A 20,890-nucleotide genomic window follows, 5' to 3' on the forward strand; every position below is an offset into this window, starting at 1 on the left:
GGCAGAAAAGTCCTAAATTTCTCCCCTGGAGGGGAGTTAGAGGGGTGTCACCCCAAACGTTGTAACCAATCAAGGATTAAAGAATTGACCAAACTGGGATTTTCGTCGTGGGGACAGTGGCCCGCTCCCGGAATGGGATGAAACTCGACCCCGGCATTTTGCGCTGCAAGATCCTGGTAAATCTGCGAGCCTTTAATCGGTGTCCAGGGATCGCGATCGCCCCAAAGCACGAGTAAAGGATGTTGCCGTTTGGGCAGAAGTTCCGTCGGACTTTCCCCAGGGGGAGCCGTAATCACCGAGGCGAAGACCTGTTGTGCCCCCGGATCACAGGAAGGTTCGTAGAGCATCTCTACTAATTCATCGGTCACGGCTTGGCGATCGCCATAGACTTGATAAAGGGTGTTTTTAATGCGTGATTTTTGGCGTACCTGATTAAAAATCAACGGCCCCGTTAACCGCGAGCTGACTAATTTCGCAAAGGTACCCATCACCACCCGCAGCGGTAAAGCCAATTCATCGGGGCGATGGTTGAGACCGCCAGCGCAGTTAATCAAGACGCCTCCAGTACAGAGATCAGGGTGATTGGCTAACATTGCCAAGCTGAGTAGACCACCGATGGAATTCCCCACAAATACCGTGGGCTGTTGGATTTTAGCCTGCCAAAAATCGTAAAGTAATGCCTGCCAGAGATCGAGGCTGTAGTCCCAGGCCGGTTTTGCCGAGGCCCCAAACCCCAATAAATCTAAAGCAAAAACTTGATAACCCTGGGCTGCGAGGGCGGGAATGTTGTGTTTCCAGTGACCGATCGAAGCGCCAAACCCATGGATCAGCAGGAGGGGTTGTCCTTCCCCCTGGACGGTGTAGCGGATTTGTTGGTCACGCCAAGTCCAATCGAGGGGCGTTAGGGCGGAGGTGGGGGTGACGGCCTGGGTCATGGTTTTTGCGGAATGGAATCGGTGTAATGGGTTTGATGACTTACTTTTGTGAGTATAACGTGCTACTCCGGTGGAAGGTTGAGGAGGGTCGTACACAATTGGCGATCGCCTTGGCGTTGATCGGCAGGAATCCCTAAATCGCCATAGATTAGCAGCCGGCAACTTTTTTGGAGTAATTCGTCGAGATCCAGATTCCAGAGGATGAGTTGATTATTTTGATCCAAGGTGGCGATCGCCTTTCCTTGGGGGTGCCAGTGGAGTTGCGTGACGGGAGCTTGGTGCCCCGCGAGGCTGCCGAGATAGGTGCCATCCAGTTGCCAAAATTGCAGATGGTGGTTTTCTGTATTGGTGATTAGTAAAGGTAAAGCACCATAAAAACCGATGCGGTCGGGGCCATTGCTTTGGTGGTTGATCGGCAGTGCTTCCCCAAAGACGGGATTATTGTTTTCGTAGGTCATCGGGTAAACGATCACCTGATGGTCTTGCCCCATTAAGCCGAGGTGACGACTATCGGCCCCAAACTGGAGATCTATAATTTCTGTAGTAAAGGGGGGAAATTGGGTCACAAGAAAGAAAGAATTATTCCGTCGCCGCTGCCAAATTTGTACGGTGCGATCGCCTGCCGCCGTCGCTAATAATTTCCCGTCGGGGCTAAACTGCAGGGCGGTAATTGGCCCCCGGTGTTCCGTCAAGATCTGCAAAAGTTCCCCAGTTTCCGTCCAGAGGCGCACCGTCTGATCCTGGCTACCCGCCGCGAACATTTTCCCATCACGACTCCAGGCAACGACGTTGATTTTTTTCCGGAAGCCTCCCAGGGTTTGCACAACTTGTCCATTCCTTTGGTGGAGCGTAACCCGGCGATTTTCCCCTCCAGTAACGAAAAAGTGACCACGGGGTTGCCAGGCGAGACTGGTAATCGACTCATTGCTAAGACTCAACGCTGGATCCTGGTTGGGCCACTGCCTTAGGGGCTGGTTTGGCTGGGCGAGCAGAAGCTGGAAACTATTTCCCACAAAGGCAAAGTCCGTAATTGGCACGTCTGGAGTAATGGTTTGGCGATCGCCAGGGGGCCGAAAAGCGGTGGGGATAAAATTTTGGCCAAAGTCTCGCACTGTTGTCGAAGTGGTCGCTGCAGCGAGGGTACTGAAATTTTGTTCTAGGGCAAGGAGCACCTTGAGTCTGGTTGCAGGAGTGACAACCTCATCATCCTTTTCATTCAGTCGTCGTAAGACCGTCGCTGCCCGGATACTTTCTCGCAGGGCCTCAACGGGTTGGGCACCGTCCTGGAGCACCTTGGTGGCCTCGGCCAATTTCATCAAAATGGTGTTTTGCGCCCCCTGCCAGCGTTGGTACCGTTGCAGTTCCACCCAGCGCAGACCAAACCCCAAGGCGATCGCCACCAGCCCCAAGCGCCAAACGGTGCCTACAGAAACCTTCCACCAACGCCGCCAGAGCATTTCCCGTTCCCGGCCAGTGATGCGCTGGAGCCATTGTTGGGACTGAAAGGCTTGGTAGTGGTGCCGGATGGGTTCAACGAGATCAGGTCGAGCTAGTTGGTAGGACTCTTGGCCGCCATAGAGTTGGTAGCGAATTAGCCCCGTTGTTTTAAAAATATGCAAAATGAGTTCTGCTTTTTCTTCCCCAAGGCGGCGATCGCCGAGGAATTGACGACCCAGTTGGAGAATATCCGCCTTAGTGAGCACCAGTTGACTGTGGCGCAGATCCGTAAAGTAATGGAGAAATTGCCAGGCCAAATCACGATTTTCATCACCGCAGTACCGAATAATCCCCAGCAGCGATCGCTCCAACAGCAGCAATTTAGGCGGAAAACCCAACCCTAAATATTCCTCCCGGGTATAGAGATGATCCTGGTGCAGTTGGGCGCCAATGACCTGGAGTTCGAGGGGGCGAATTTCTCCGTGGCTATCCTGCAAATCTTCGATCAGTTGCTGCATTAATGCTGTTTCTAAAGGGAGTTTGGCCCAGGTTGCCACCTGTTCTAAAAGGGCGATCGCCGCATCAGGCCGAAGATTTCCCAGGCGATGGCGCAGACGATGGTCAAAAAGATTGTGGTTTGCCTCTCCTAGATCCGCCTCGATTTCCCAATCCAACAGGGGCGCAAGGGCCTCGTTACGACAGGACAAGATCACTTTCACCGTTGGTAGTTGGAGACTCTGGGCCAAAAAGCGCAGAAAATCCTGACGTTCTTCGGGGTGGGGATATTGCAAGAAAAACTGCTCAAATTGATCAAAGATCAAAACTGTTAGGGATTCAGAATCTTGCTGCTGCTGGAGGTGAACGAGGGGATCTAAGCTGGGGGGATTTGGCCAGGGACAAAAAGGGCGATCGCCATGGAGTTGTTGTACCAGGCGGCGGCCCCACTGGCCATAATTTTTAAAATAAATAACCCGCACCGGCCGCCCATTTAGAGGCTGGCTTTGGAGCCTAGGAATCAGACCCGCCCGGAGGAGAGATGTTTTTCCCACAGCGGTAGCCCCGTGGAGCAAAATCAGGTTGGACTGGGGGCGCTGCAAGCGGTCGATTAATGCCTGGAGATCCCGATCCCGTTGGGAACCCCGGAGTATCACTAGACTAAGGGGCTCAGGGGGCGAATACAGGTTATGTCGCCACTGATCTGGTAGGGATTGAGTCCCCACAAAGGGCCGCCAACCCCAGTTGTGTTCGTACTGCTGGCGTTCCCAGGTGAGATCAAAGGCTTGACGGTAATCCTTCGTTTGTCGGTAAAGATCACCCAAGCAAGCAAAAATCTGATCATAGAGCCGTTGTTGCCAGTGGCCCCAGGGGATAGGGGCTGTCTCGGGCGTTGTGAGTTGGCTGCGGATGGGGATCAAGATTTCTTCGAGGGTGGCGATCGCCTGGGCAACTTGACCAAGGGATTGGCTGGCCCGGGCGAAAATGAGCGTACTCCAGGCCCTGACAACCACCGGAGGCGGTTCATCCAAGGTTTGAAAATGTTCTAGGGCTGTTTGAGCAAGGGTTTGGGCCTTATGCCACTGTTGTTCCTGAAGGGCGATCGCCGCCATCAGACCATAATGTTGGGCCAGAAGATCGGGTGGCCAAGGTTCCTGAACCCCCTTGAGGAGTGACCAAGCCAAATCCCCTAGGGCTGACCCACGCTGCCACTGCTGTAAAAATACGCCAATCAATAAACTCAGTTGACTGACCCAGGCCCATTGTTCTTGTCGTTCCCAGAGGCAACGGCTCAGGCGGAGATATTGGAGAGCCTGTTCTCCTTCCGGACTGGGGGCTTGGTAATGCTGGGGGCGATCGCCTAGGAGTAAACCCAAATGAAACAAGATCAAGGCCATTCGTTGCCCCTGGGAAGGCGGTAATTGCTCTAACAAAGGGGAATTTGGGTTGTCCCGCAGCACCTTGAGCCAATCCATCCCCTGCTCCCCACGGCAATAGTGGCGCAAACTCTCCTGATAGGCTTGCTGGGCTGTTTGCCATTGCTGATTGTGGTGGGCTTGTCGGCCGCGGATAAAACAGAGCAAGCCAGCGCCGTTGCCCAATGTTTTAGTGGCTAAGTCTAATTCTTGAGAACGGCGTTGACCGGGCGCTAAATTCCAGCAGTGATGATCGGGAAAAGTGAGGGGGCCAGCAACCGTTAGTTTTTGAAAGTAGTCCTGTTCTGTACGTTGCCAAAAATCATTGAGGGCCTGGGGAGACCACGTTATTTCCCCTAAATCCGTTGCGGTTGTCAGCCCATCAGGCATTTGCCGCTGTTGATCATCTGCCGTCGGTAACACCACAATCCAGGGGGCAATTTGGCGTTGAAAGGTCGCCGCAGTTAATTTAACGGCTGGGGTTAACCCAAAAACCATCGCTCCATTGATGTGGAGCGGCTGGATACCAAGATTAATTAGGGTTGCTGCCAACAGGTTCAGAATGTCCTCTAGATCCTGAGCCTGGGGTGCTAGCCAAAGACAAAGTAGCCCCTTCGCTTTTCCGTTTAAATCTGCCAACGCCAGGTCACTATAATATGCCGCCGTAAATTGAGAAAAGACCTGGTGCCATCGCAATTTTAGGTTGCCCTGGAGTTGCGCCAGAAGCTCCTGTTCCTGGGCTTGGTAGTCGCAGCGAACGCAATAAAGTCCTGGCTGATCATCATCACGACGGGGGGAAGACCACAATCGGTCGGTCAACCGCTGCACAATGGGGCGTAACGTGGGAAATGACGGGCCAGGGCGATTGATCATGGCAAATCCAAGGGTAATTTCAAGGAAAGAGAACTAACTTCAGTAAGATAGTCATACATTGTGTCGGTTTTAGCGCCACCCATGACAGAAACAACCATGGCAACACGGGAGCAGCTCCGGGAGCAACGGAAGCAAAAACAACGACAGCGTACCCTCCGCTGGTTTCAAGGTCTATGGCGATCGCTGGCCCTGATGGGTTTAGCCTATGGCGCATTTTGGGTACTCGACCGACCCGATTGGATTATTAAAAGTGCCGCCCAAATCACCATTGAAGGCAATCAAGTCCTTCCGGCAGAGCGGATTCGTCCCCTAATTCCCCTCACCTATCCCCAACCGATCCTAACCCTCAAACCCCAGGAACTAGAGCAGGCCATTGAAGCCCAAGGGGCGATCGCCGAAGCCCTGGTTTCCCGTCGTCTAGTGCCCCCCAGCCTAGCGATCCAAGTCCAAGAGCGCTACCCTGTCGCCCGTTCCCAAACTCCCATATCGAGTCAAGGACAATCCCCCCTCGAATCGGGATACCTGGATGCCGAAGGACAGTGGTTTCCCGCCGCCGTTTATGAACCCCTCAGTGAATATCAGCCCTTACCGACCCTAGAAGTGACCGGAATTCGGGAATTGCAACTTCCCCTCTGGCCCGAACTCTATCAAACCTTGGGGCGATCGCCCGTCAAAATTTTGAGCATCAACTGGCGAGACTCTAACAATTTGATTTTGAACACCGAACTTGGTAGTTTTCACCTGGGGCCAGATCTCACGCAGCTCGAAGCACAATTAGCGGCGATCGCCAAGCTCCAACAAACCCTCGGCACAACCATTCCCGCCCAGGATATCCAATACATCGATCTACAAAATCCCGACGAGCCCATTATCCAAAGCAATAAACCCATCGTCCCCCCCGTTCCCAAGCCCGAAACACCCTAAACCCAAAAATGACGCCCCTGTAACAGCAACATCTCCCAAAATCTGGCAGTCTAAAAAAGCTTGAAGGTCTTATGATCTGAGAAATTTCTCCCAAAAGATACTTAATAAATTCCGTTAAACGACTAAACTTAAATATCCATATCCATCACACTTCTCTTTGTGACCGTGAGCCAAAACCATCTATTCCAACCCCATAATGCTTCCTTTGATGCGACTGGAAACCATGCCGCCAGCGCCGAAGAAACCGCGTCGCAATTTCCGATCATGCCCAGCAGCGTTGCTCAGATTAAAGTCATCGGTGTGGGTGGTGGTGGCTGTAATGCGGTGAATCGGATGATTGAAGGGGGCATGTCGAGTATCGACTTTTGGGCGATTAATACCGATGCCCAGGCCCTGACCAACTCCAAAGCCAAAAAGCGCCTGCAAATTGGTCAAAAAATCACCCGGGGCCTTGGTGCTGGTGGTAATTCAGCCATTGGTCGCAAAGCTGCCGAAGAATCTCGTGATGAAATTGCCCAAGCCCTCGAAGGCGCGGATCTCGTCTTTATTACCGCTGGCATGGGAGGCGGTACCGGCACTGGCGCTGCCCCCATCGTTGCCGAAGTGGCCAAGGATTTAGGTTGTCTCACCGTTGCTGTGGTGACCCGACCCTTTAAATTTGAAGGACGCCGCCGCTCGAACCAGGCCGAAGAAGGCATCAAAGAACTCCAGAGCCGCGTCGATACCCTCTTGGTCATCCCCAATACAAAGCTCCTGGATATGATCCCCCAGGAAACCTCGATGTCCGAAGCCCTGCGCGCTGCCGATGAAGTGCTTCGCCAAGGGGTGCAGGGGATTTCCGATATTATTACCATCTCTGGTCTGGTGAATGTGGACTTTGCCGACGTGCGGGCGGTGATGGCCGATGCGGGTTCTGCCCTGATGGGGATTGGTATCGGTTCCGGTAAATCTAGGGCACGGGAAGCCGCCTTAATGGCTATTTCTTCGCCATTGATGGAGTCGTCCATTGAGGGAGCCCAAGGGGTTGTCCTAAATATTACTGGAGGCCACGATCTGACCCTGCATGAAGTCAATGATGCCGCAGAGGCCGTTTATGAAGTGGTCGATCCCAATGCCAATATTATTTTTGGGGCGGTGATCGATGAACATCTCCAAGGGGAAATCAAAATTACGGTTATTGCCACTGGGTTTGCCGCGGAGTCCCAGCCCGCAGAAACGCCCCAGCCTTTACCCCAACAGCGCCGGATGCAGGCGGTTCCCCAGCCGGATCTTTCCCAGGCTCCACCGGTGCCGGAGGCCCCTAGACCCCGTCCGGCTGCCCCACCCCAGGCCCAGCAGCCCCCCGCGCCCCGGACAGGCTTTCCTGATATTCCCGATTTTTTGATGCGCCGTTCTAATCGTTCTAAGCAGTAGGTCGATGGTGATAACTCCGGCGATCGCCTTAACCATCGCAGGCTCCGATAGTGGCGGTGGGGCAGGTATCCAAGCAGATCTCAAAACCTTTGCCTTCCATGGCGTCCACGGTACCAATGCGATCACCTGTGTCACGGCCCAAAATACCATTGGCGTCACCGATGTGGTGGCCCTAAATTCGGCCATGGTGACCGCTCAAATTGAGGCGGTGGTCGGGGATATCGGTGTCCAGGCAGTGAAAACGGGGATGCTCCTGAACGAAAACATCATGGAGGCGGTTTTGGCGGCCGCAGCAATCGGTAGACTCCCCAACTGGGTTTTAGATCCGGTAATGGTTTCTCGCACAGGGGTACAGCTCATCGACGATGGGGCGATCGCCTTTTTACAAAAGCAATTAATCCCCCTCGCCCAGATCCTCACGCCAAACCGCTACGAGGCGGAGATTCTCAGCGGTCTGACAATTACAAATCTCGCCACCATGGAACAGGCGGCTCAGAAAATTCATCAGCTTGGTTGTGGGGCAGTGCTCGTCAAGGGGGGAGCGATGACCGGGACATTGCAAGGGGTGGATGTGTGGTTTGATGGCGAACGGCTCGAAGTTTTAAAAACAGAATGTATCCAGACCCCCCACACCCACGGCACGGGTTGTACCCTTTCGGCCGCGATCGCCGCTCGGTTAGCCCTGGGAGATGCGCCATTCCAAGCTGTCAACAAGGCAAAAACCTACGTTACAGAAGCCCTCAAGCATAGCCTAGCCATTGGTCAGGGGACGGGGCCAGTGGGCCATTTTTACCCCTTGTTGTCCTAGGCGACGCGGGGCATCTCCGTTTGCAGTCGGTACAGCAGGGTTTGGCGATCGCACTGGGCCAAGATTTCTTTAATGGTGGTACTCGCCCCCAGATTCCCCCAACTGCACCCATTTTGGAGATAAGTCTGGGTCACTTTCCCGATCACATAGCTACCATAGGCGGCAATTCCCCCCTGGGCGAGGGCGGCGGTGCCATAGAGACCAAGGGTGCTCGGATTGGTTAAAGATTCAAAACTGAGGGCCGTTTTTCCTAGACCCAAAAAGACGCCACTACCCAGTTCCGCCACAAACAAAATTCCCGCACTGATCAAAATATTGCGCCAGAGTTTGGCCGCCTCGTAGCTCGTCATGGGTAATCCATATAAGCGGGCCAGGGCACGGATCAAAGCTAAATCAGCAAAGGTTCCCCCAAGGATATCCAAAAAACCAATGGGATTCAGGGCGATCGCCGCACCTTTAGATTTGGCATAGTTCCAGATCAATTCTTCGGCTTCGGCTTGGCGATGGGACAGGGTTTTTTGGGCGATCGCCGTTTGTAGTTGACGTGCCTGGACAAGGGCATGGACGGCCATCAAAGATTTTCCTTCGCGGCTGAGGATCGTAAAAATTGTTTCCCGCAGGGGATCAATCTGGGCGTCGGGGGTTTCCCAGGCTTCTTCAATGCGGCCATCGGGATGTTCGATGCGGACGGCGAGGGGTTGGGGTTCAGCGGCAACCATGACAATTTCTTCGGGACTGAGGGGAAACTGGGTGCCCGTTGATTCTTGGCTCAGTTGTTGGAGTTGCTGGAAAATGCTTTGGCGATCGCAGTCGGGATAGAGATCAATTTTGTTAAATACCACCAGCAGCGGTTTGTGCTGTTGGCGCAGTTCGTAGAGAGATTCGTACTCGGTGCGGGTAATATCTCCAGCAATGATAAACAGAATCAAATCAGAGTTTGCCGCGACTTCTGCCGCCATTTTTGTGCGGGCTTCCCCGGCAATTTCATCAAGGCCTGGGGTATCAACTAATTCAATTTTTAGTTTTTCCGTTGTGAGGGGCCAACGCACCGCCCTTGGATATTGGGTCACCCCATGGAGGGGGCCAGTTTCGAGCATTTTTTCGCCAATGAGGGCATTGATTACCGCTGATTTGCCACGACTAACCAGGCCAAAGGTGGCAATACGCAATAGATTTTGATCCAGTTTGGCGATCGCCGTTTGGAGTTGTTGCAATTCGGGCCGCACGGCTGCTTTTAATGCCGGGTCGGGGGGATAGTGCCAATGGCGGCGGGTGTTGCCATACCAAGCGAGGGCTTGCTGGAGACTGGCCCGCGCCAGGGTGAAGTGCCTTTCCTGTTGTTGACTATCCATCGGCAGCAAAAAAATTTGTAGAACCCATTTTCTATGATATCGAGTTGTCGTGGGGCGATCATCATAGAATTATTTGGCGATCGCTGAACTAGATTGCCGCAAGTTAAAATTAAAATAGCTTGAAATCATAACAAAAAGTATGGAAAAAGTCATCAAAAAAGTATCTTTACATAAAAGAAAAAATGATCGGCAATTTTGGCTGAAAACATCTTATTTAGAACGATTAGCAGCCCTAGAAAATATCCGCCGAGAGTACCATCAATGGCAATACAATGCTGAACCAAGATTTCAAAGAGTTTATACAGTTTCTCGACATTGACAATACTTGCAAATTAATATTTATTTTGGACATTTTTGCACAGAAGTAATCCAAGGTAAGTAACCTAGAGTTTTAAGTTTGAGATTTTCATTGCTTGCACTTGGTTTGTCTCAAAAAAGCCGAAATATTATTTTAAAGTTGTTCTTGGAAAGGTTGCTCACAAAGGTTTGTTTCACTACATGATTTGCCTATAGGCTCCGTTAAAACTGATGTTGCATCATCCATACAAAAGCTCCCGTCATTCCAACCTGCAACAGTTTCTTCTATGAGATCAAAATCTACAGATATATAGCTACAGTTTGGCTTATCATTCCGCCAATTAAAGGTGATTAAATCGAACCCTTGAACTGGCTCCCCAATTTCTTGTCTGATATCGTCATTAAGAACCGTATCTGGCTGACCACCTAATAACTCTAAAACTTCTTCATACGTCATGCCAAGAGACAGAGAGGTTGCTTTATCAGAAATGGAGAGTGTGTTGTTTTCCTGATCGCTGGCAGTATTAGATGTAGATGTGCTGACTTCTTGCTCATTTACAGGTTCAGAAGTACATGACTGTAGTAATAAAAAACATCCGAATAGAGTACAGAGAAAAACATTCTTCATTTTAATTATAAAAATAGATTTTAGAATTTTAGATTTGATTTTTGTCAATTATTACAAACACGAAAGTAGAAGATGAACTCTAATTTTTAAGATTTGCATTTAAGCTAAGAGTAAAAATTTATAAAGCAATGAGTATATTCTAAAGTATGCAACTAGAAACGATCTTAAATAATTGGCTTACGGCACAGAAACCCCAAGCGGCAGACTTTCCCTACTTGCTGACACAAGCCCAAGCAGATCCAATCCAAGCTGAAGCCCTCGACTATGATCTGAGTCTGGCAGGCATTACCCACCGGGCTAAGGATTTTTTGGCGATCGCCCCGGACATTCTTCAGCTCTGTGAGACTCTCCAATTTCACGATCAAGGTGCAATTTTCAAAACCCTCTGGGAACTGTGGCTACCCCTGGCCCAACAAATTCGTACCGCCTGCCAACAGCAGGATCAGCCGCTAATTTATGGCATCCTCGGTGGCCAAGGCACCGGCAAAACGACCCTCTGTCGGGTGTTACAGACGATTCTGACGCGCTGGCAATATCCCTGTGTGGCGATTTCCATTGATGATCTTTACAAAACCTATGCCGCCCGCCAGGATTTACTGAAAACTCAACCGGAATTGATTTGGCGTGGCCCCCCCGGTACCCACGATGTAGACCTCGGCCTAGGGGTTTTAACACAACTACAACGGGCCAACCTAGGGGATAAAATCGCCGTTCCCCGCTTCGATAAGTCTTTGCACCAGGGCGCAGGCGATCGCCAACAGCCAGAGTGGATTGATCCGGCAGAAATTGTTCTTTTTGAGGGGTGGTTTGTGGGTTGTCGGCCCGTTGCCCCGGAAGTTTTCGAAACAGCCCCAGAACCGATTTCAACTGAAGGCGATCGCCTTTTTGCGCGAAGTATTAACGAAGCTTTAGCAGAATATATCCCCCTGTGGAAAAAGCTGGATCGGCTGTTGGTGCTGTCCCCGGAAGATTATCGCCTGAGCAAACAATGGCGCAAGGATGCAGAACACCAGATGATCGCCCAGGGTAAAACGGGCATGAGTGATGCAGAAATTGATCAGTTTGTGGATTATTTTTGGCGATCGCTCCACCCAGAACTTTTTATTCAGCCCCTCACCCAAAATCCCCATTGGACAGATCTCGTCATTGAAATTGATGCTTCCCATCGCCCTAGTAAAATTTATCGCCCCCAGAATCCGGCATAATAGGCTTGTTTTTTGCGGATTGCACGATGCCAAACGTTGTTCTTTGTGGCTATTACGGCCAGGGCAATGCGGGGGATGAAGCCCTACTATTAACCCTCTTGCAGATGTTGCCCTCAGGGGTGAAACCCATTGTCCTCTCCCATAATCCCACCGCCACGACCCAAGCCTACGGTGTGACGGCAATTCCCCACAAATCTTGGGCGACCCTCAAGGCGATCGCCAAAGCAGATGGTTTTATCTTTGGGGGAGGCAGTTTATTGCAGGATGTCACGAGTCTTGGCAGCTTGTTGTATTACGCTGGTTTGATGAAATGGGCGCAACTCCTAGGCAAGAAAACCGTCGCCTGGGCCCAGGGTATCGGCCCGTTGCAGTCTAGTTTGGCGAATCACATCACTCGCTTTGTCCTGAGGAGTTGTACAGGAATCACCGTGCGGGATGAAGCCTCAGCAAACTTGTTAAAAAATTGGCAAATTCCCCACATTCTCGCCCCGGATCCCGTGTGGGCCTTAGCCGCACAGCCTTTTGGGGAAATGCCTGATCTGCCCCAGCCTAGAATCGCCGTTAATCTGCGTTCCCACCGCACTTTAACTCCCCCCAAAATTGCCGTTCTCCTAGAAGCCCTGAAACAATTCCAGCAGCAAAACCAGGCAAGTGTTATTCTTGTGCCGTTTCAAGAAAGTCAGGACGCGGCGATCGCCCAGCAACTTTATGACGAATTAGCAGAACCCAAGGCGATTATTACCCCGATTCAGCCCCAGCAGTACAAAAGCCTCTTTGCCCAGGTGGATTTTTTGATTGGGATGCGTCTCCATAGCCTGATCCTTGCCGCCGCAGATTGTCCCTGCTTTGCCCTTAGCTACGATCCCAAGGTTACCCAGTTGCAACAACAATGCGGCATTCCTGGCCTCGATCTCGAACAGTTCCCCCGTGATGCCGCTGCAATTACGGCGCAATGGACAACGGCTTTCCAGGACCAACGGCCGCTGACTCCAGCCCAGCAGCAAAGCATCCAGTCCCAAGTCCAGACCCATCAGGAAATATTGAAAACATTTCTTTAAAAATATGTTTGGTTTTGACGCTTAAGGTGCGATCGCCAGAAAAATTGTTGATAATGGGCGTAAAAGCACTCTAACTGGAAAATCTTCACATAATGGGTAGTAAATCCAAAACTAAGACCAAAGCAAAAGAAGAAGTCGCCATGACCACTGTCTCTGGCCCCATGCCCATCAATACCGGCATTAGCGAAGCAGATCGAGAGGCGATCGCCAAAGGACTAAGTCACCTCCTCGCCGACACCTACACCCTCTATCTCAAAACCCACAATTTCCACTGGAACGTTACTGGGCCGATGTTCCAGACCCTCCATTTACTTTTTGAAACCCAGTACAACGAACTCGCCCTCGCCGTGGATCTCATCGCTGAACGGATCCGCGCCCTCGGTGTACCTGCCCCCGGCACTTACCAAGAATTTGCCGAACTCTCCGCTATTCCCGAAGGCACAGGGGTACCCACTGCCGAAGAAATGATTCGTCTTTTGGTAGAAGGCCAAGAAACCGTCGTCCGCACTGCCCGCTCCATCTTCCCCACCGTGGACAAGGCGAACGATGAACCCACCGCCGATCTGCTCACCCAGCGGATGCAGGTGCATGAAAAAAATGCCTGGATGCTCCGGAGCTTGCTCGGCTAAAGTGCTGAGAAAAAATAAGGGAGGCGATCGCCCCAAAATCCACTGCGCAACACACTCATGTTTTGTAGGGTTTTCCCCCACTGAGAACCGTAGCCCAATGCTATACTAAATACATTGCACGGGGCCGCAACGGTTTCGACAGGTTGGCGAAAGCTTCCACTGTGATGCAGGTCGAGAGTGGGTCTCCTCTCGCAAATCAAAGATCCAAACAAAATGTAACTGCGAACAACATCGTTCCTTTCGCTCGCAAAGCTGCTGCTGTAGCTTAATAAGACAACCTTAACTTAGGTTCGAGCATTCATAATTCGACTCCGTTAAGGATTATGACTAAACCCCCAACGGATGCACTTTAGGGATACATCTGGTTTGAACTAAAGTTAAGCAAAGACCAGAGATTCTTGGTGACTCGGAACAAGTAGTCATTCCCGTTCTGAGGATTAGAAGAACTAAACCTGTGAATGAGCTAGGGGTGAATACCCAGTTTGGACAGCAGTTCGACTCTGCTCGGCTCCATTTCCATCAATCAGTTACAACAAAAAGCCCCCCTAAATTAACCTAGGGGGTTTTGTTTTGCGTTGAAATTTATCGCATTTTAGGCTTGGTCAAGTTCTTTGAGAATGGCGATCGCCTGCTTACAAAGTGCTTCATGACATGGCCCATTAGACGCCATAATGCCGCCCCATTTCACCACATCCCCTTGGTTATAGAGCACTTCATTTCCTTCAAAATAACTGAACTTGCCCCCTGCTTCCGTGAGGATTAATTCTGGTGCAGCAAAATCCCAATCCTTTGCCGCCGATTTCCCCGACAAGGAAATATAAACGTCGGATTTTTGTTCAAGGATATGGGCGATTTTACAGCCGACACTACCGACATAATTTCTGTCTTTGAAGGGTAGCCGATCTAACAAATCTTGGAAGCGTTGATCCCGGTGGGTACGGCTGGCGACTAAATATAAATCTTCCGGTTGATTGCGCTCAGAAACCCTGATGGGGGCAATTGTGCCATCGCGGGTTTCCACAAACGTACCATGACCTTTAAGGGCAAAATAAAGTTTTTCCATTTCCGGCACAACCACCACAGAAATGATGGGACGACCCTCATTGGTCAGACAAATATGAACGGCATATTCTCCGGTTTGATCAATAAAATCTCGCGTACCATCGAGGGGATCAATAATCCACACCCAAGGATGCTCAATCTTATTGCCATCGTAGGTTTCTTCGCTGAGATAAGCAAAATCTTCGCTGCCCAACTTTTCCTGAAACGCTTCCAGAATATAGTGGTTTGCTGCTAAATCTGCCTTGGTAACGGGGCCATCTTTTTTATCAGAAATATTTTTGATATCGCCTTTGTAATAGCTCCGGAGGACATCCCCTGCGCCCCAACCGATTTGTCGGGCGATCGCCAAAACTTCCCTTAACCGTTGTTGATCCATAATGCTTGATCCAAATAATTAATAAACTAGGTGATTAGGACAGGCGATCGCAGCCATATTTATCTCGAATAAACTGATTAAAATACTGACCCGCCGAGGGAGCCGATTTGAAATTTTCAAAAACTTCCTCTGGAATATCGTGGTAGAGATAGACACCGCCCGCTTGAAATTCAACCTTCAGGATCTTTTTTTCGGCATCGTAATCGAAACTTTTAACCGCTTTACTCTGACTTTTGAGCAGCGGAAAGGCAATCACATCGCGGATACTCTCGGAATTTGTTAGCAACATCACTAGGCGATCGATGCCAATCCCCAAACCAACAGTGGGAGGCATCCCGTATTCCAGCGCTGTGACAAAATCCTCATCCACATCACAGGCTTCCACATCTCCTGCCGCTTTCTTCGCCGCCTGTTCCTCTAGCCGTTCCCGTTGATCCACCGGATCTGTTAGCTCCGAGAAGCCATTGGCGAGTTCTCGACCCACAATGAATAGCTCAAACCGTTCCGTTAAACCGGGTTTATCGCGGTGGGGTTTGGCAAGGGGGGAGACTTCAACGGGGTAATCGGTGACAAAGGTCGGCTGAATCAAGGTTTCCTCAACCTTTTGCTCAAAGGCTTCATTCAACAAATGTCCAACGCTGGTGCATTTTTCGGGGATATGCATCCCAATCGACTCAGCGGCTTGTTTCGCAGCGGCAAAATCAGTCAATTGCGCAAAATCGATGCCCGTCACCTCTTTCACGACATTATGCATGGTCTCTCTGCGCCACGGCGAACCCACATCGACCATTGCATCCCCATAGGGAAGTTCGGTCGTGCCCACGATGTCGCGAGCAAGGGTACGGATTAAATCTTCCGTGAGATCCATCATGTCGAAATAGTCACCATAGGCTTGGTAGACTTCGATGGAGGTAAATTCGGGGTTGTGTTTGGTGGAAACACCCTCATTACGGAAGATGCGCCCCAGTTCAAAGACCCGCTCAAAACCACCGACGATCAAGCGTTTCAGGTGTAATTCGGTGGCAATCCGCAGATAGAGCGGCATATCGAGGGTGTTGTGGTGGGTGATAAAGGGACGGGCTTCGGCACCACCAGCTTCAGCCTGGAGGACGGGGGTTTCAATTTCGAGAAAATCTCTATCTTCTAAATATCGACGAATGGCGGCAGTGATTTTGGCGCGGCGACGGAATGTTTTTTTGACTTCAGGATTGATGATTAGATCAACGTAACGCTGACGGTAACGTTTTTCGATGTCGGTTAAGCCATGCCATTTGTCGGGGAGGGGGAGTAGAGATTTGGTGAGCATGGCGAATTGGCTCACTTTCACGGAGAGTTCCCCTTTTTCGGTGCGTTTGATAATGCCTTTGACGCCGATAATATCGCCGACATCAGTGAGTTTTTTGAGGTGATTAAATGCGCCTTCGAGGTCGGGCATTCCGGCATTAATCAGTTTTTTGTCGAGGTAGAGCTGAATGGTTCCGGTTTCGTCTTGGAGACTAAAAAAGGCAAGTTTCCCGAAGACGCGGCGGGCGAGAATTCTTCCGGCAATGGATACGGTTTCTTCGACTTCTTCCCCTGCTTCAATGTCTTTGTATTTTTCCTGTAGTTCGGCGGTGTGGTGGCTGATCTCCCATTTGTAGGCGTAGGGATTCATGGCGATCGCCTTGAGTTGATCGACCTTTTCTAATCGGGTCGCGCGAATGTCATCGAGGGAGGAATGGCTAGACTCAGACATGGGAAAATTAAAAACTGTGAAGGCTCGTCGCAGAACTCGGCTATTATAACGGCTTCGTTCTCAAAACAGAACCGCCACGGCCTTTAACTCATGGGGAACGAGGACAGGTCAGGGGGATTTGGGGCATGAGGTGCCGGAGGAAGCCCAGGAAAAATTGAGCGGCCGCTTCGGTAGCATAGGCACGGAAAGGCAGGGGCTGTTGAGGATTGCCGTAGCTTTGCACTGCCTTGATCACGATGGCAGGACAGTCCATTTGAGTGGCCAGGGTCGTGGCGGCAGCACTGCCGATATCTAAACCAAATAGGTGGGTCTGGGTTTCAAAAGGATCATCATCGTTCGGGAAATCAGTATTAGTCATATCGGCGATCGCCCCTAGGTGGACTGCCGGAACTGCCGGATCGTGAGGGAAACCCGTCGCTAAATGGAGTGCGTGATTCTCACGGATCAAATCGATGGCCTGGGCCGTCAGGCGAATTGGGTCGGCAGTGAGTAATTTTTCTGTGAGCAATTGCTCGAAAATCAAAGGCCAGTCGGGGCAGTGGTGGCGGCGCTCAGGGTGTGCTTGGGGTGGTGGGCAATGGTCGGGCTTAAGTTCGTAGTCGTAGAGGGTGTGGAGTAACCAGCCCCGCTGGTGCAACATCGATTTGGGACGGGGCGTTTGAATTTGCTGTTGCCAAGCACTAGATTGTCCTAGGAGTCGCCCTTGCCAAGGTTGGGGGAGGGTATAGGTGGAGTCAGTAAAACTATCTGTCGGTAGCGTGAAAATTTTCTGGGCAACAATAATATCCCCTAAAACAACTTTGGCTGGGTTGCCACGACAGATGCCGACCATCACAATCAACTGCGGACTGAGATAATCTCCCACGGAAACAAGGCGCTGGGGATTAGCCAGGGATTTCGCAGAAAGATGCACAATGGCGAGTTGTAACCCGTCGTAGTCGGTGGCGAGGTAGGGAGTGCCACTGGGGGTTACGGTTTCTTGCCAGGGGTGGTGGATCGCCCTTTGGAGAGCAAGAAACTCATCGGGAAAAACCGTAAGACAGAGAATCTTCATGGCATGGGCCGCAAGACAATGCTGGCGCAAATCACCGCAGGAAATCTAAAAAAATTGCTGCCTTAAACTTAACGGGAGAAAAGAGGGCAAATTTTAGGATCCTGTATCTCTATTGTAATCTGGCCCACTGGTGCTATGCCCAAGCAAAAGCAGGCGATCGCCCCTAGGCTTCGTCAGGCAACTTTACAGTCTGAAACATTTGGCCGATAATCATTGGGGCATTCCACACCGTAGCGATCCATGGCGAAACAGCGCATTCTCTCTGGGGTACAACCCACCGGTAATCTCCACCTCGGCAACTATCTCGGGGCGATCCAAAACTGGGTGGAAATCCAACAGGACTATGACAGTTTTTTCTGTGTGGTGGATCTCCACGCGATTACGGTGCCCCACGATCCGAAAGTTCTCGCGGCCAATACCAAGGCGATCGCCGCACTGTATTTAGCCTGTGGCATTGATTTAGCGCACTCCACGATTTTTGTTCAATCCCATGTTAAGGCCCATAGCGAACTCGCCTGGTTGCTGAATTGCGTGACGCCTCTAAACTGGTTAGAGCGGATGATTCAGTTCAAGGAAAAAGCCCAAAAACAAGGAGAAAACGTCAGCGTAGGCTTGCTCGATTATCCAGTGCTGATGGCCGCTGATATTCTTTTGTATGACGCCGATAAAGTGCCCGTGGGTGAAGACCAAAAACAACATTTAGAGCTGACCCGCGACATTGTGATCCGCATTAACGACAAATTTGGCACGAAGAAAAATCCCGTGCTGAAAATGCCTGATCCGCTGATTCGGACGACGGGGGCGAGGGTGATGAGCCTCACCGATGGCACCAAGAAAATGTCCAAGTCTGATCCCTCAGAACTCAGCCGCATTAACCTCTTAGATCCCCCCGATGTGCTGACCAAAAAAATCAAAAAGTGCAAAACCGATCCCGAACGGGGCCTCGAGTTTGACAATCCGAACCGCCCAGAATGCAATAATTTGCTGGGATTGTATGCTCTGATCAGTGGCAAAACCAAAGAAACCGTAGCCGCCGAATGTGCCGATATGGGCTGGGGTCAATTTAAACCCCTCCTCACAGAGACCGTTATTGCCGCCCTAGAGCCAATCCAAACGAAATACCATGACATTATGGCGAACCCCGACTACCTCGATCAGGTGTTGCGGGAAGGCCGTGAAAAAGCCGACACTGTTGCCAATGCGACCCTCAAGCAGGTAAAAGACGCCCTTGGTTTTCTGCCGTCCCTGTAGAATGGTTCATTACCTGTGATTTTTTTAACCCTAAAACTGCTTCCATGACCACCCGTCTGCGTCGTGCCATCGAAAATCGAGATTTTGTCGTTACGGCTGAGGTTGCGCCTCCGAAGGGGGGTGACCCAACGAAAATGTTGCGGATGGCAAAATTGCTTGGCGATCGCGTCCATGGGGTGAATGTGACCGACGGGAGCCGGGCTGTGATGCGGATGTCCTCCATTGCCGCCTCCACTGTCCTCTTGCAAAATGGCATCGAACCGATTTTCCAGGTGGCCTGCCGCGATCGCAATGTCATTGGTCTCCAAGCAGATTTAATGGGTGCCCATGCCCTCGGTTTACGGAATGTGTTGGCCCTCACGGGGGATCCAGTCAAAGCAGGTGATCACCCTAAAGCCAAGGCAGTTTTTGATCTTGAGTCGGTACGTTTGTTAAAGCTCATCAGCAAATTAAATAATGGTCAGGACTTTAACGACAAAAAAATGCCCGATGGCCCCCTGGATTTATTCCCTGGGGCAGCCGTCGATCCCCAGCTGAAAAGTTGGTACACCATCGAATCTCGCTTTGCCCGAAAAGTAGAATCCGGGGCGCAGTTTTTCCAGTCACAAATGATCACGGATTTTCAGCGGCTCGAAGAATTTATGCACCGGGTGGCGAGTCAATATGATGTGCCTGTATTTGCAGGAATTTTTCTGTTGAAGTCGGCGAAAAATGCTCAATTTATCAACCGTTGTGTACCGGGGGCACAAATTCCCGACGCCATTATTGAGCGTTTAGCCCAGGCCGAAAATCCCCTCGAAGAAGGTCTCAAAATTGCGGCGGAGCAAGTAAAAATCGCCAAGAACCTCTGCCACGGTGTGCATATGATGGCCGTCAAAAAAGAAGATTTGATTCCGCAAATTCTTGATTTAGCGGATGTTTCGATTTCAGTCCCCACAGCACCGGCCTTAGTTTAAGTTTATTTTTAAGCCTACATGTCACAAACCTATACTTTCCACACCCTCGATGTGTTTACAGAGCAAATTTTCGGGGGTAATCCCCTGGCGGTGTTCCCCCAGGCCCAAGGGTTAAGCTCAAACCAAATGCAGGCGATCGCCAAAGAGCTGAACCTCTCAGAAACTGTCTTTGTGCTCCCCACAAAAGATCCCGATACGGACTTTCAATTGCGGATCTTTACGCCCGCCGCCGAAATTCCCTTTGCTGGCCATCCCACCGTGGGAACCGCCTACCTCTTGGCCCACCTCGGTTATCTACCTGAGAATTGTCAACTTGTGCGCTTCCAGGAAGCAGTGGGGGTTGTCCCCGTCTCTATCTATTGGGAACAGGATCAAGTCCGCACCACCGCCTTGAGTGCCGCCCAGTTGCCCCAGTTTATTGAGCCATCTCAGCCCATTGATTACGCTTCTTTGGTGAATCTCCAGACCCACGACTTACACCCGGTGCTAAAACCGGCGGTAATTTCCTGCGGACTGCCCTTTTTATATCTGCCCCTCAAGGATCTCGATGCCCTGAGCCGTTGCGCCCTCAACCGTACCCTCTGGGAAGAAAAATTCCAACATCAATTTGCGGCCCATATCTATCCCTTTGTGGTGACCGAAGACAATCAAATTTATGCGCGGATGTTTGCCCCCGGCCTAGGCATTGCTGAAGATCCAGCAACGGGTTCAGCGGCCACGAGTTTAGCTGGTTATCTACATCGCTACCTACCCAGCCAGGCGACATTACAAACTTGGCAAATTTACCAAGGCATTCAAATGGGGCGGCCCAGTCAGCTCATGCTGACCATGCAACAGCAAAAAGGGGAATTAACGGAGATTGCCGTGGGCGGATCTTCGGTGTTGGTCAGTGTCGGCCACATCAATGTGCCCACGTTTTAAACAAAAAAAAGATCCCTATTTTGATTAGGGATCTCGTTTCTCACCGTAGTGATTGGAGATGATTCA

Annotated in this window: 17 protein-coding genes and 1 other RNA gene; 11 read left to right on the forward strand and 7 right to left on the reverse strand. The window is 51.0% G+C overall.

Annotated elements, in window-relative coordinates; translation table 11 throughout:
• Positions 1-47: 47 nt before the first annotated feature.
• A complete protein-coding gene (locus AWQ21_RS00105) occupies positions 48-935 on the reverse strand; it encodes an alpha/beta fold hydrolase (protein WP_065712790.1) in 888 nt (295 codons plus the stop codon).
• A gap of 62 nt (positions 936-997) precedes the next feature.
• Positions 998-5,155: an eIF2A-related protein gene (locus tag AWQ21_RS00110; protein WP_065712791.1), complete on the reverse strand. Its 4,158-nt coding sequence runs from the start codon at positions 5,153-5,155 to the stop codon at positions 998-1,000.
• Between the two features lie 81 nt (positions 5,156-5,236).
• Between AWQ21_RS00110 and AWQ21_RS00115 the strand changes: the two genes are divergently transcribed.
• The 3 genes from AWQ21_RS00115 (at position 5,237) to thiD (ending at position 8,300) form a co-directional block, all read left to right on the forward strand.
• Complete coding sequence (locus AWQ21_RS00115; protein ID WP_065712792.1) at positions 5,237-6,079, forward strand: cell division protein FtsQ/DivIB; 843 nt, start codon at positions 5,237-5,239, stop codon at positions 6,077-6,079.
• Between the two features lie 165 nt (positions 6,080-6,244).
• Positions 6,245-7,492 (forward strand): cell division protein FtsZ, encoded by a 1,248-nt coding sequence (gene ftsZ / locus AWQ21_RS00120; RefSeq protein ID WP_065715131.1) that lies wholly within the window; start codon positions 6,245-6,247, stop codon positions 7,490-7,492.
• 4 nt (positions 7,493-7,496) lie between these two features.
• Positions 7,497-8,300: a bifunctional hydroxymethylpyrimidine kinase/phosphomethylpyrimidine kinase gene (gene thiD, locus AWQ21_RS00125; protein WP_065712793.1), complete on the forward strand. Its 804-nt coding sequence runs from the start codon at positions 7,497-7,499 to the stop codon at positions 8,298-8,300.
• On the opposite strand, the gene AWQ21_RS00130 is transcribed toward thiD, so the two are convergent.
• Positions 8,297-9,652, reverse strand: a complete 1,356-nt coding sequence (locus tag AWQ21_RS00130; protein WP_065712794.1) for a GTP-binding protein — start codon at positions 9,650-9,652, stop codon at positions 8,297-8,299. The genes thiD and AWQ21_RS00130 overlap by 4 nt on opposite strands.
• Before the next feature lie 139 nt (positions 9,653-9,791).
• Here AWQ21_RS00130 and AWQ21_RS15750 point away from each other — a divergent pair, with 139 nt between their 5' ends.
• Positions 9,792-9,971 (forward strand): hypothetical protein, encoded by a 180-nt coding sequence (locus AWQ21_RS15750; RefSeq protein WP_071932252.1) that lies wholly within the window; start codon positions 9,792-9,794, stop codon positions 9,969-9,971.
• Positions 9,972-10,103: 132 nt separating this feature from the next.
• Here AWQ21_RS15750 and AWQ21_RS00135 read toward each other — a convergent pair whose 3' ends face one another.
• Positions 10,104-10,625 (reverse strand): hypothetical protein, encoded by a 522-nt coding sequence (locus AWQ21_RS00135; RefSeq protein WP_157094675.1) that lies wholly within the window; start codon positions 10,623-10,625, stop codon positions 10,104-10,106.
• 98 nt (positions 10,626-10,723) lie between these two features.
• Between AWQ21_RS00135 and AWQ21_RS00140 the strand changes: the two genes are divergently transcribed.
• The 4 genes from AWQ21_RS00140 (at position 10,724) to ssrA (ending at position 13,985) form a co-directional block, all read left to right on the forward strand.
• Positions 10,724-11,782 carry a glycerate kinase gene (locus tag AWQ21_RS00140; protein ID WP_065712796.1) on the forward strand — a complete coding sequence of 353 codons (1,059 nt, stop codon included), beginning with the start codon at positions 10,724-10,726 and terminating at the stop codon, positions 11,780-11,782.
• A gap of 26 nt (positions 11,783-11,808) precedes the next feature.
• The gene (gene csaB, locus AWQ21_RS00145) at positions 11,809-12,840 is read left to right on the forward strand and encodes a polysaccharide pyruvyl transferase CsaB (protein ID WP_065715132.1); all 1,032 of its coding nucleotides are present in this window, start codon (positions 11,809-11,811) and stop codon (positions 12,838-12,840) included.
• 161 nt (positions 12,841-13,001) lie between these two features.
• Positions 13,002-13,469: a Dps family protein gene (locus AWQ21_RS00150; RefSeq protein ID WP_369009151.1), complete on the forward strand. Its 468-nt coding sequence runs from the start codon at positions 13,002-13,004 to the stop codon at positions 13,467-13,469.
• Between the two features lie 120 nt (positions 13,470-13,589).
• Positions 13,590-13,985, forward strand: a transfer-messenger RNA (tmRNA) gene (gene ssrA, locus AWQ21_RS00155).
• Between the two features lie 76 nt (positions 13,986-14,061).
• On the opposite strand, the gene AWQ21_RS00160 is transcribed toward ssrA, so the two are convergent.
• The 3 genes from AWQ21_RS00160 to AWQ21_RS00170 all read right to left on the reverse strand — a co-directional run bounded on the left by AWQ21_RS00160 (position 14,062) and on the right by AWQ21_RS00170 (position 17,726).
• Entirely contained in the window at positions 14,062-14,907 is an 846-nt protein-coding gene (locus AWQ21_RS00160) for a 3'(2'),5'-bisphosphate nucleotidase CysQ (protein WP_065712797.1), read from the reverse strand.
• A gap of 34 nt (positions 14,908-14,941) precedes the next feature.
• The gene (gene lysS / locus AWQ21_RS00165) at positions 14,942-16,642 is read right to left on the reverse strand and encodes a lysine--tRNA ligase (RefSeq protein ID WP_065712798.1); all 1,701 of its coding nucleotides are present in this window, start codon (positions 16,640-16,642) and stop codon (positions 14,942-14,944) included.
• A gap of 88 nt (positions 16,643-16,730) precedes the next feature.
• Entirely contained in the window at positions 16,731-17,726 is a 996-nt protein-coding gene (locus AWQ21_RS00170; protein WP_065712799.1) for a hypothetical protein, read from the reverse strand.
• Positions 17,727-17,936: 210 nt separating this feature from the next.
• On the opposite strand from AWQ21_RS00170, the gene trpS reads away from it, so the two are divergent.
• From trpS to AWQ21_RS00185, 3 genes are read left to right on the forward strand one after another with little or no spacing between them, the layout of a single operon-like run.
• Positions 17,937-18,947, forward strand: coding sequence for a tryptophan--tRNA ligase (gene trpS / locus AWQ21_RS00175; protein ID WP_065712800.1), 1,011 nt, complete (start codon positions 17,937-17,939; stop codon positions 18,945-18,947).
• 44 nt (positions 18,948-18,991) lie between these two features.
• Positions 18,992-19,903: a methylenetetrahydrofolate reductase gene (locus AWQ21_RS00180; RefSeq protein ID WP_065712801.1), complete on the forward strand. Its 912-nt coding sequence runs from the start codon at positions 18,992-18,994 to the stop codon at positions 19,901-19,903.
• Between the two features lie 18 nt (positions 19,904-19,921).
• On the forward strand, positions 19,922-20,824 hold the full coding sequence (locus AWQ21_RS00185; protein ID WP_065712802.1) for a PhzF family phenazine biosynthesis protein: 903 nt from the start codon (positions 19,922-19,924) through the stop codon (positions 20,822-20,824).
• The last annotated feature ends 66 nt before the right edge of the window (positions 20,825-20,890 follow it).

It is taken from the genome of Picosynechococcus sp. PCC 7003 (assembly GCF_001693255.1).
Classification (GTDB): Bacteria; Cyanobacteriota; Cyanobacteriia; order Cyanobacteriales; family MRBY01; genus MRBY01.

Excerpts from the sequence above, each read along its gene's own strand:
- AWQ21_RS00180 (WP_065712801.1), top strand. The coding sequence starts at position 18,992 with ATGACCACCCGTCTGCGTCGTGCCATCGAAAATCGAGATTTTGTCGTT.
- AWQ21_RS00105 (WP_065712790.1), bottom strand. The coding sequence starts at position 935 with ATGACCCAGGCCGTCACCCCCACCTCCGCCCTAACGCCCCTCGATTGG.
- csaB (WP_065715132.1), top strand. The coding sequence starts at position 11,809 with ATGCCAAACGTTGTTCTTTGTGGCTATTACGGCCAGGGCAATGCGGGG.
- lysS (WP_065712798.1), bottom strand. The coding sequence starts at position 16,642 with ATGTCTGAGTCTAGCCATTCCTCCCTCGATGACATTCGCGCGACCCGA.
- AWQ21_RS00185 (WP_065712802.1), top strand. The coding sequence starts at position 19,922 with ATGTCACAAACCTATACTTTCCACACCCTCGATGTGTTTACAGAGCAA.
- AWQ21_RS00160 (WP_065712797.1), bottom strand. The coding sequence starts at position 14,907 with ATGGATCAACAACGGTTAAGGGAAGTTTTGGCGATCGCCCGACAAATC.
- AWQ21_RS00150 (WP_369009151.1), top strand. The coding sequence starts at position 13,002 with ATGCCCATCAATACCGGCATTAGCGAAGCAGATCGAGAGGCGATCGCC.
- thiD (WP_065712793.1), top strand. The coding sequence starts at position 7,497 with ATGGTGATAACTCCGGCGATCGCCTTAACCATCGCAGGCTCCGATAGT.
- trpS (WP_065712800.1), top strand. The coding sequence starts at position 17,937 with ATGGCGAAACAGCGCATTCTCTCTGGGGTACAACCCACCGGTAATCTC.
- AWQ21_RS00130 (WP_065712794.1), bottom strand. The coding sequence starts at position 9,652 with ATGGATAGTCAACAACAGGAAAGGCACTTCACCCTGGCGCGGGCCAGT.
- AWQ21_RS00115 (WP_065712792.1), top strand. The coding sequence starts at position 5,237 with ATGACAGAAACAACCATGGCAACACGGGAGCAGCTCCGGGAGCAACGG.
- AWQ21_RS00140 (WP_065712796.1), top strand. The coding sequence starts at position 10,724 with ATGCAACTAGAAACGATCTTAAATAATTGGCTTACGGCACAGAAACCC.
- AWQ21_RS00110 (WP_065712791.1), bottom strand. The coding sequence starts at position 5,155 with ATGATCAATCGCCCTGGCCCGTCATTTCCCACGTTACGCCCCATTGTG.
- AWQ21_RS15750 (WP_071932252.1), top strand. The coding sequence starts at position 9,792 with ATGGAAAAAGTCATCAAAAAAGTATCTTTACATAAAAGAAAAAATGAT.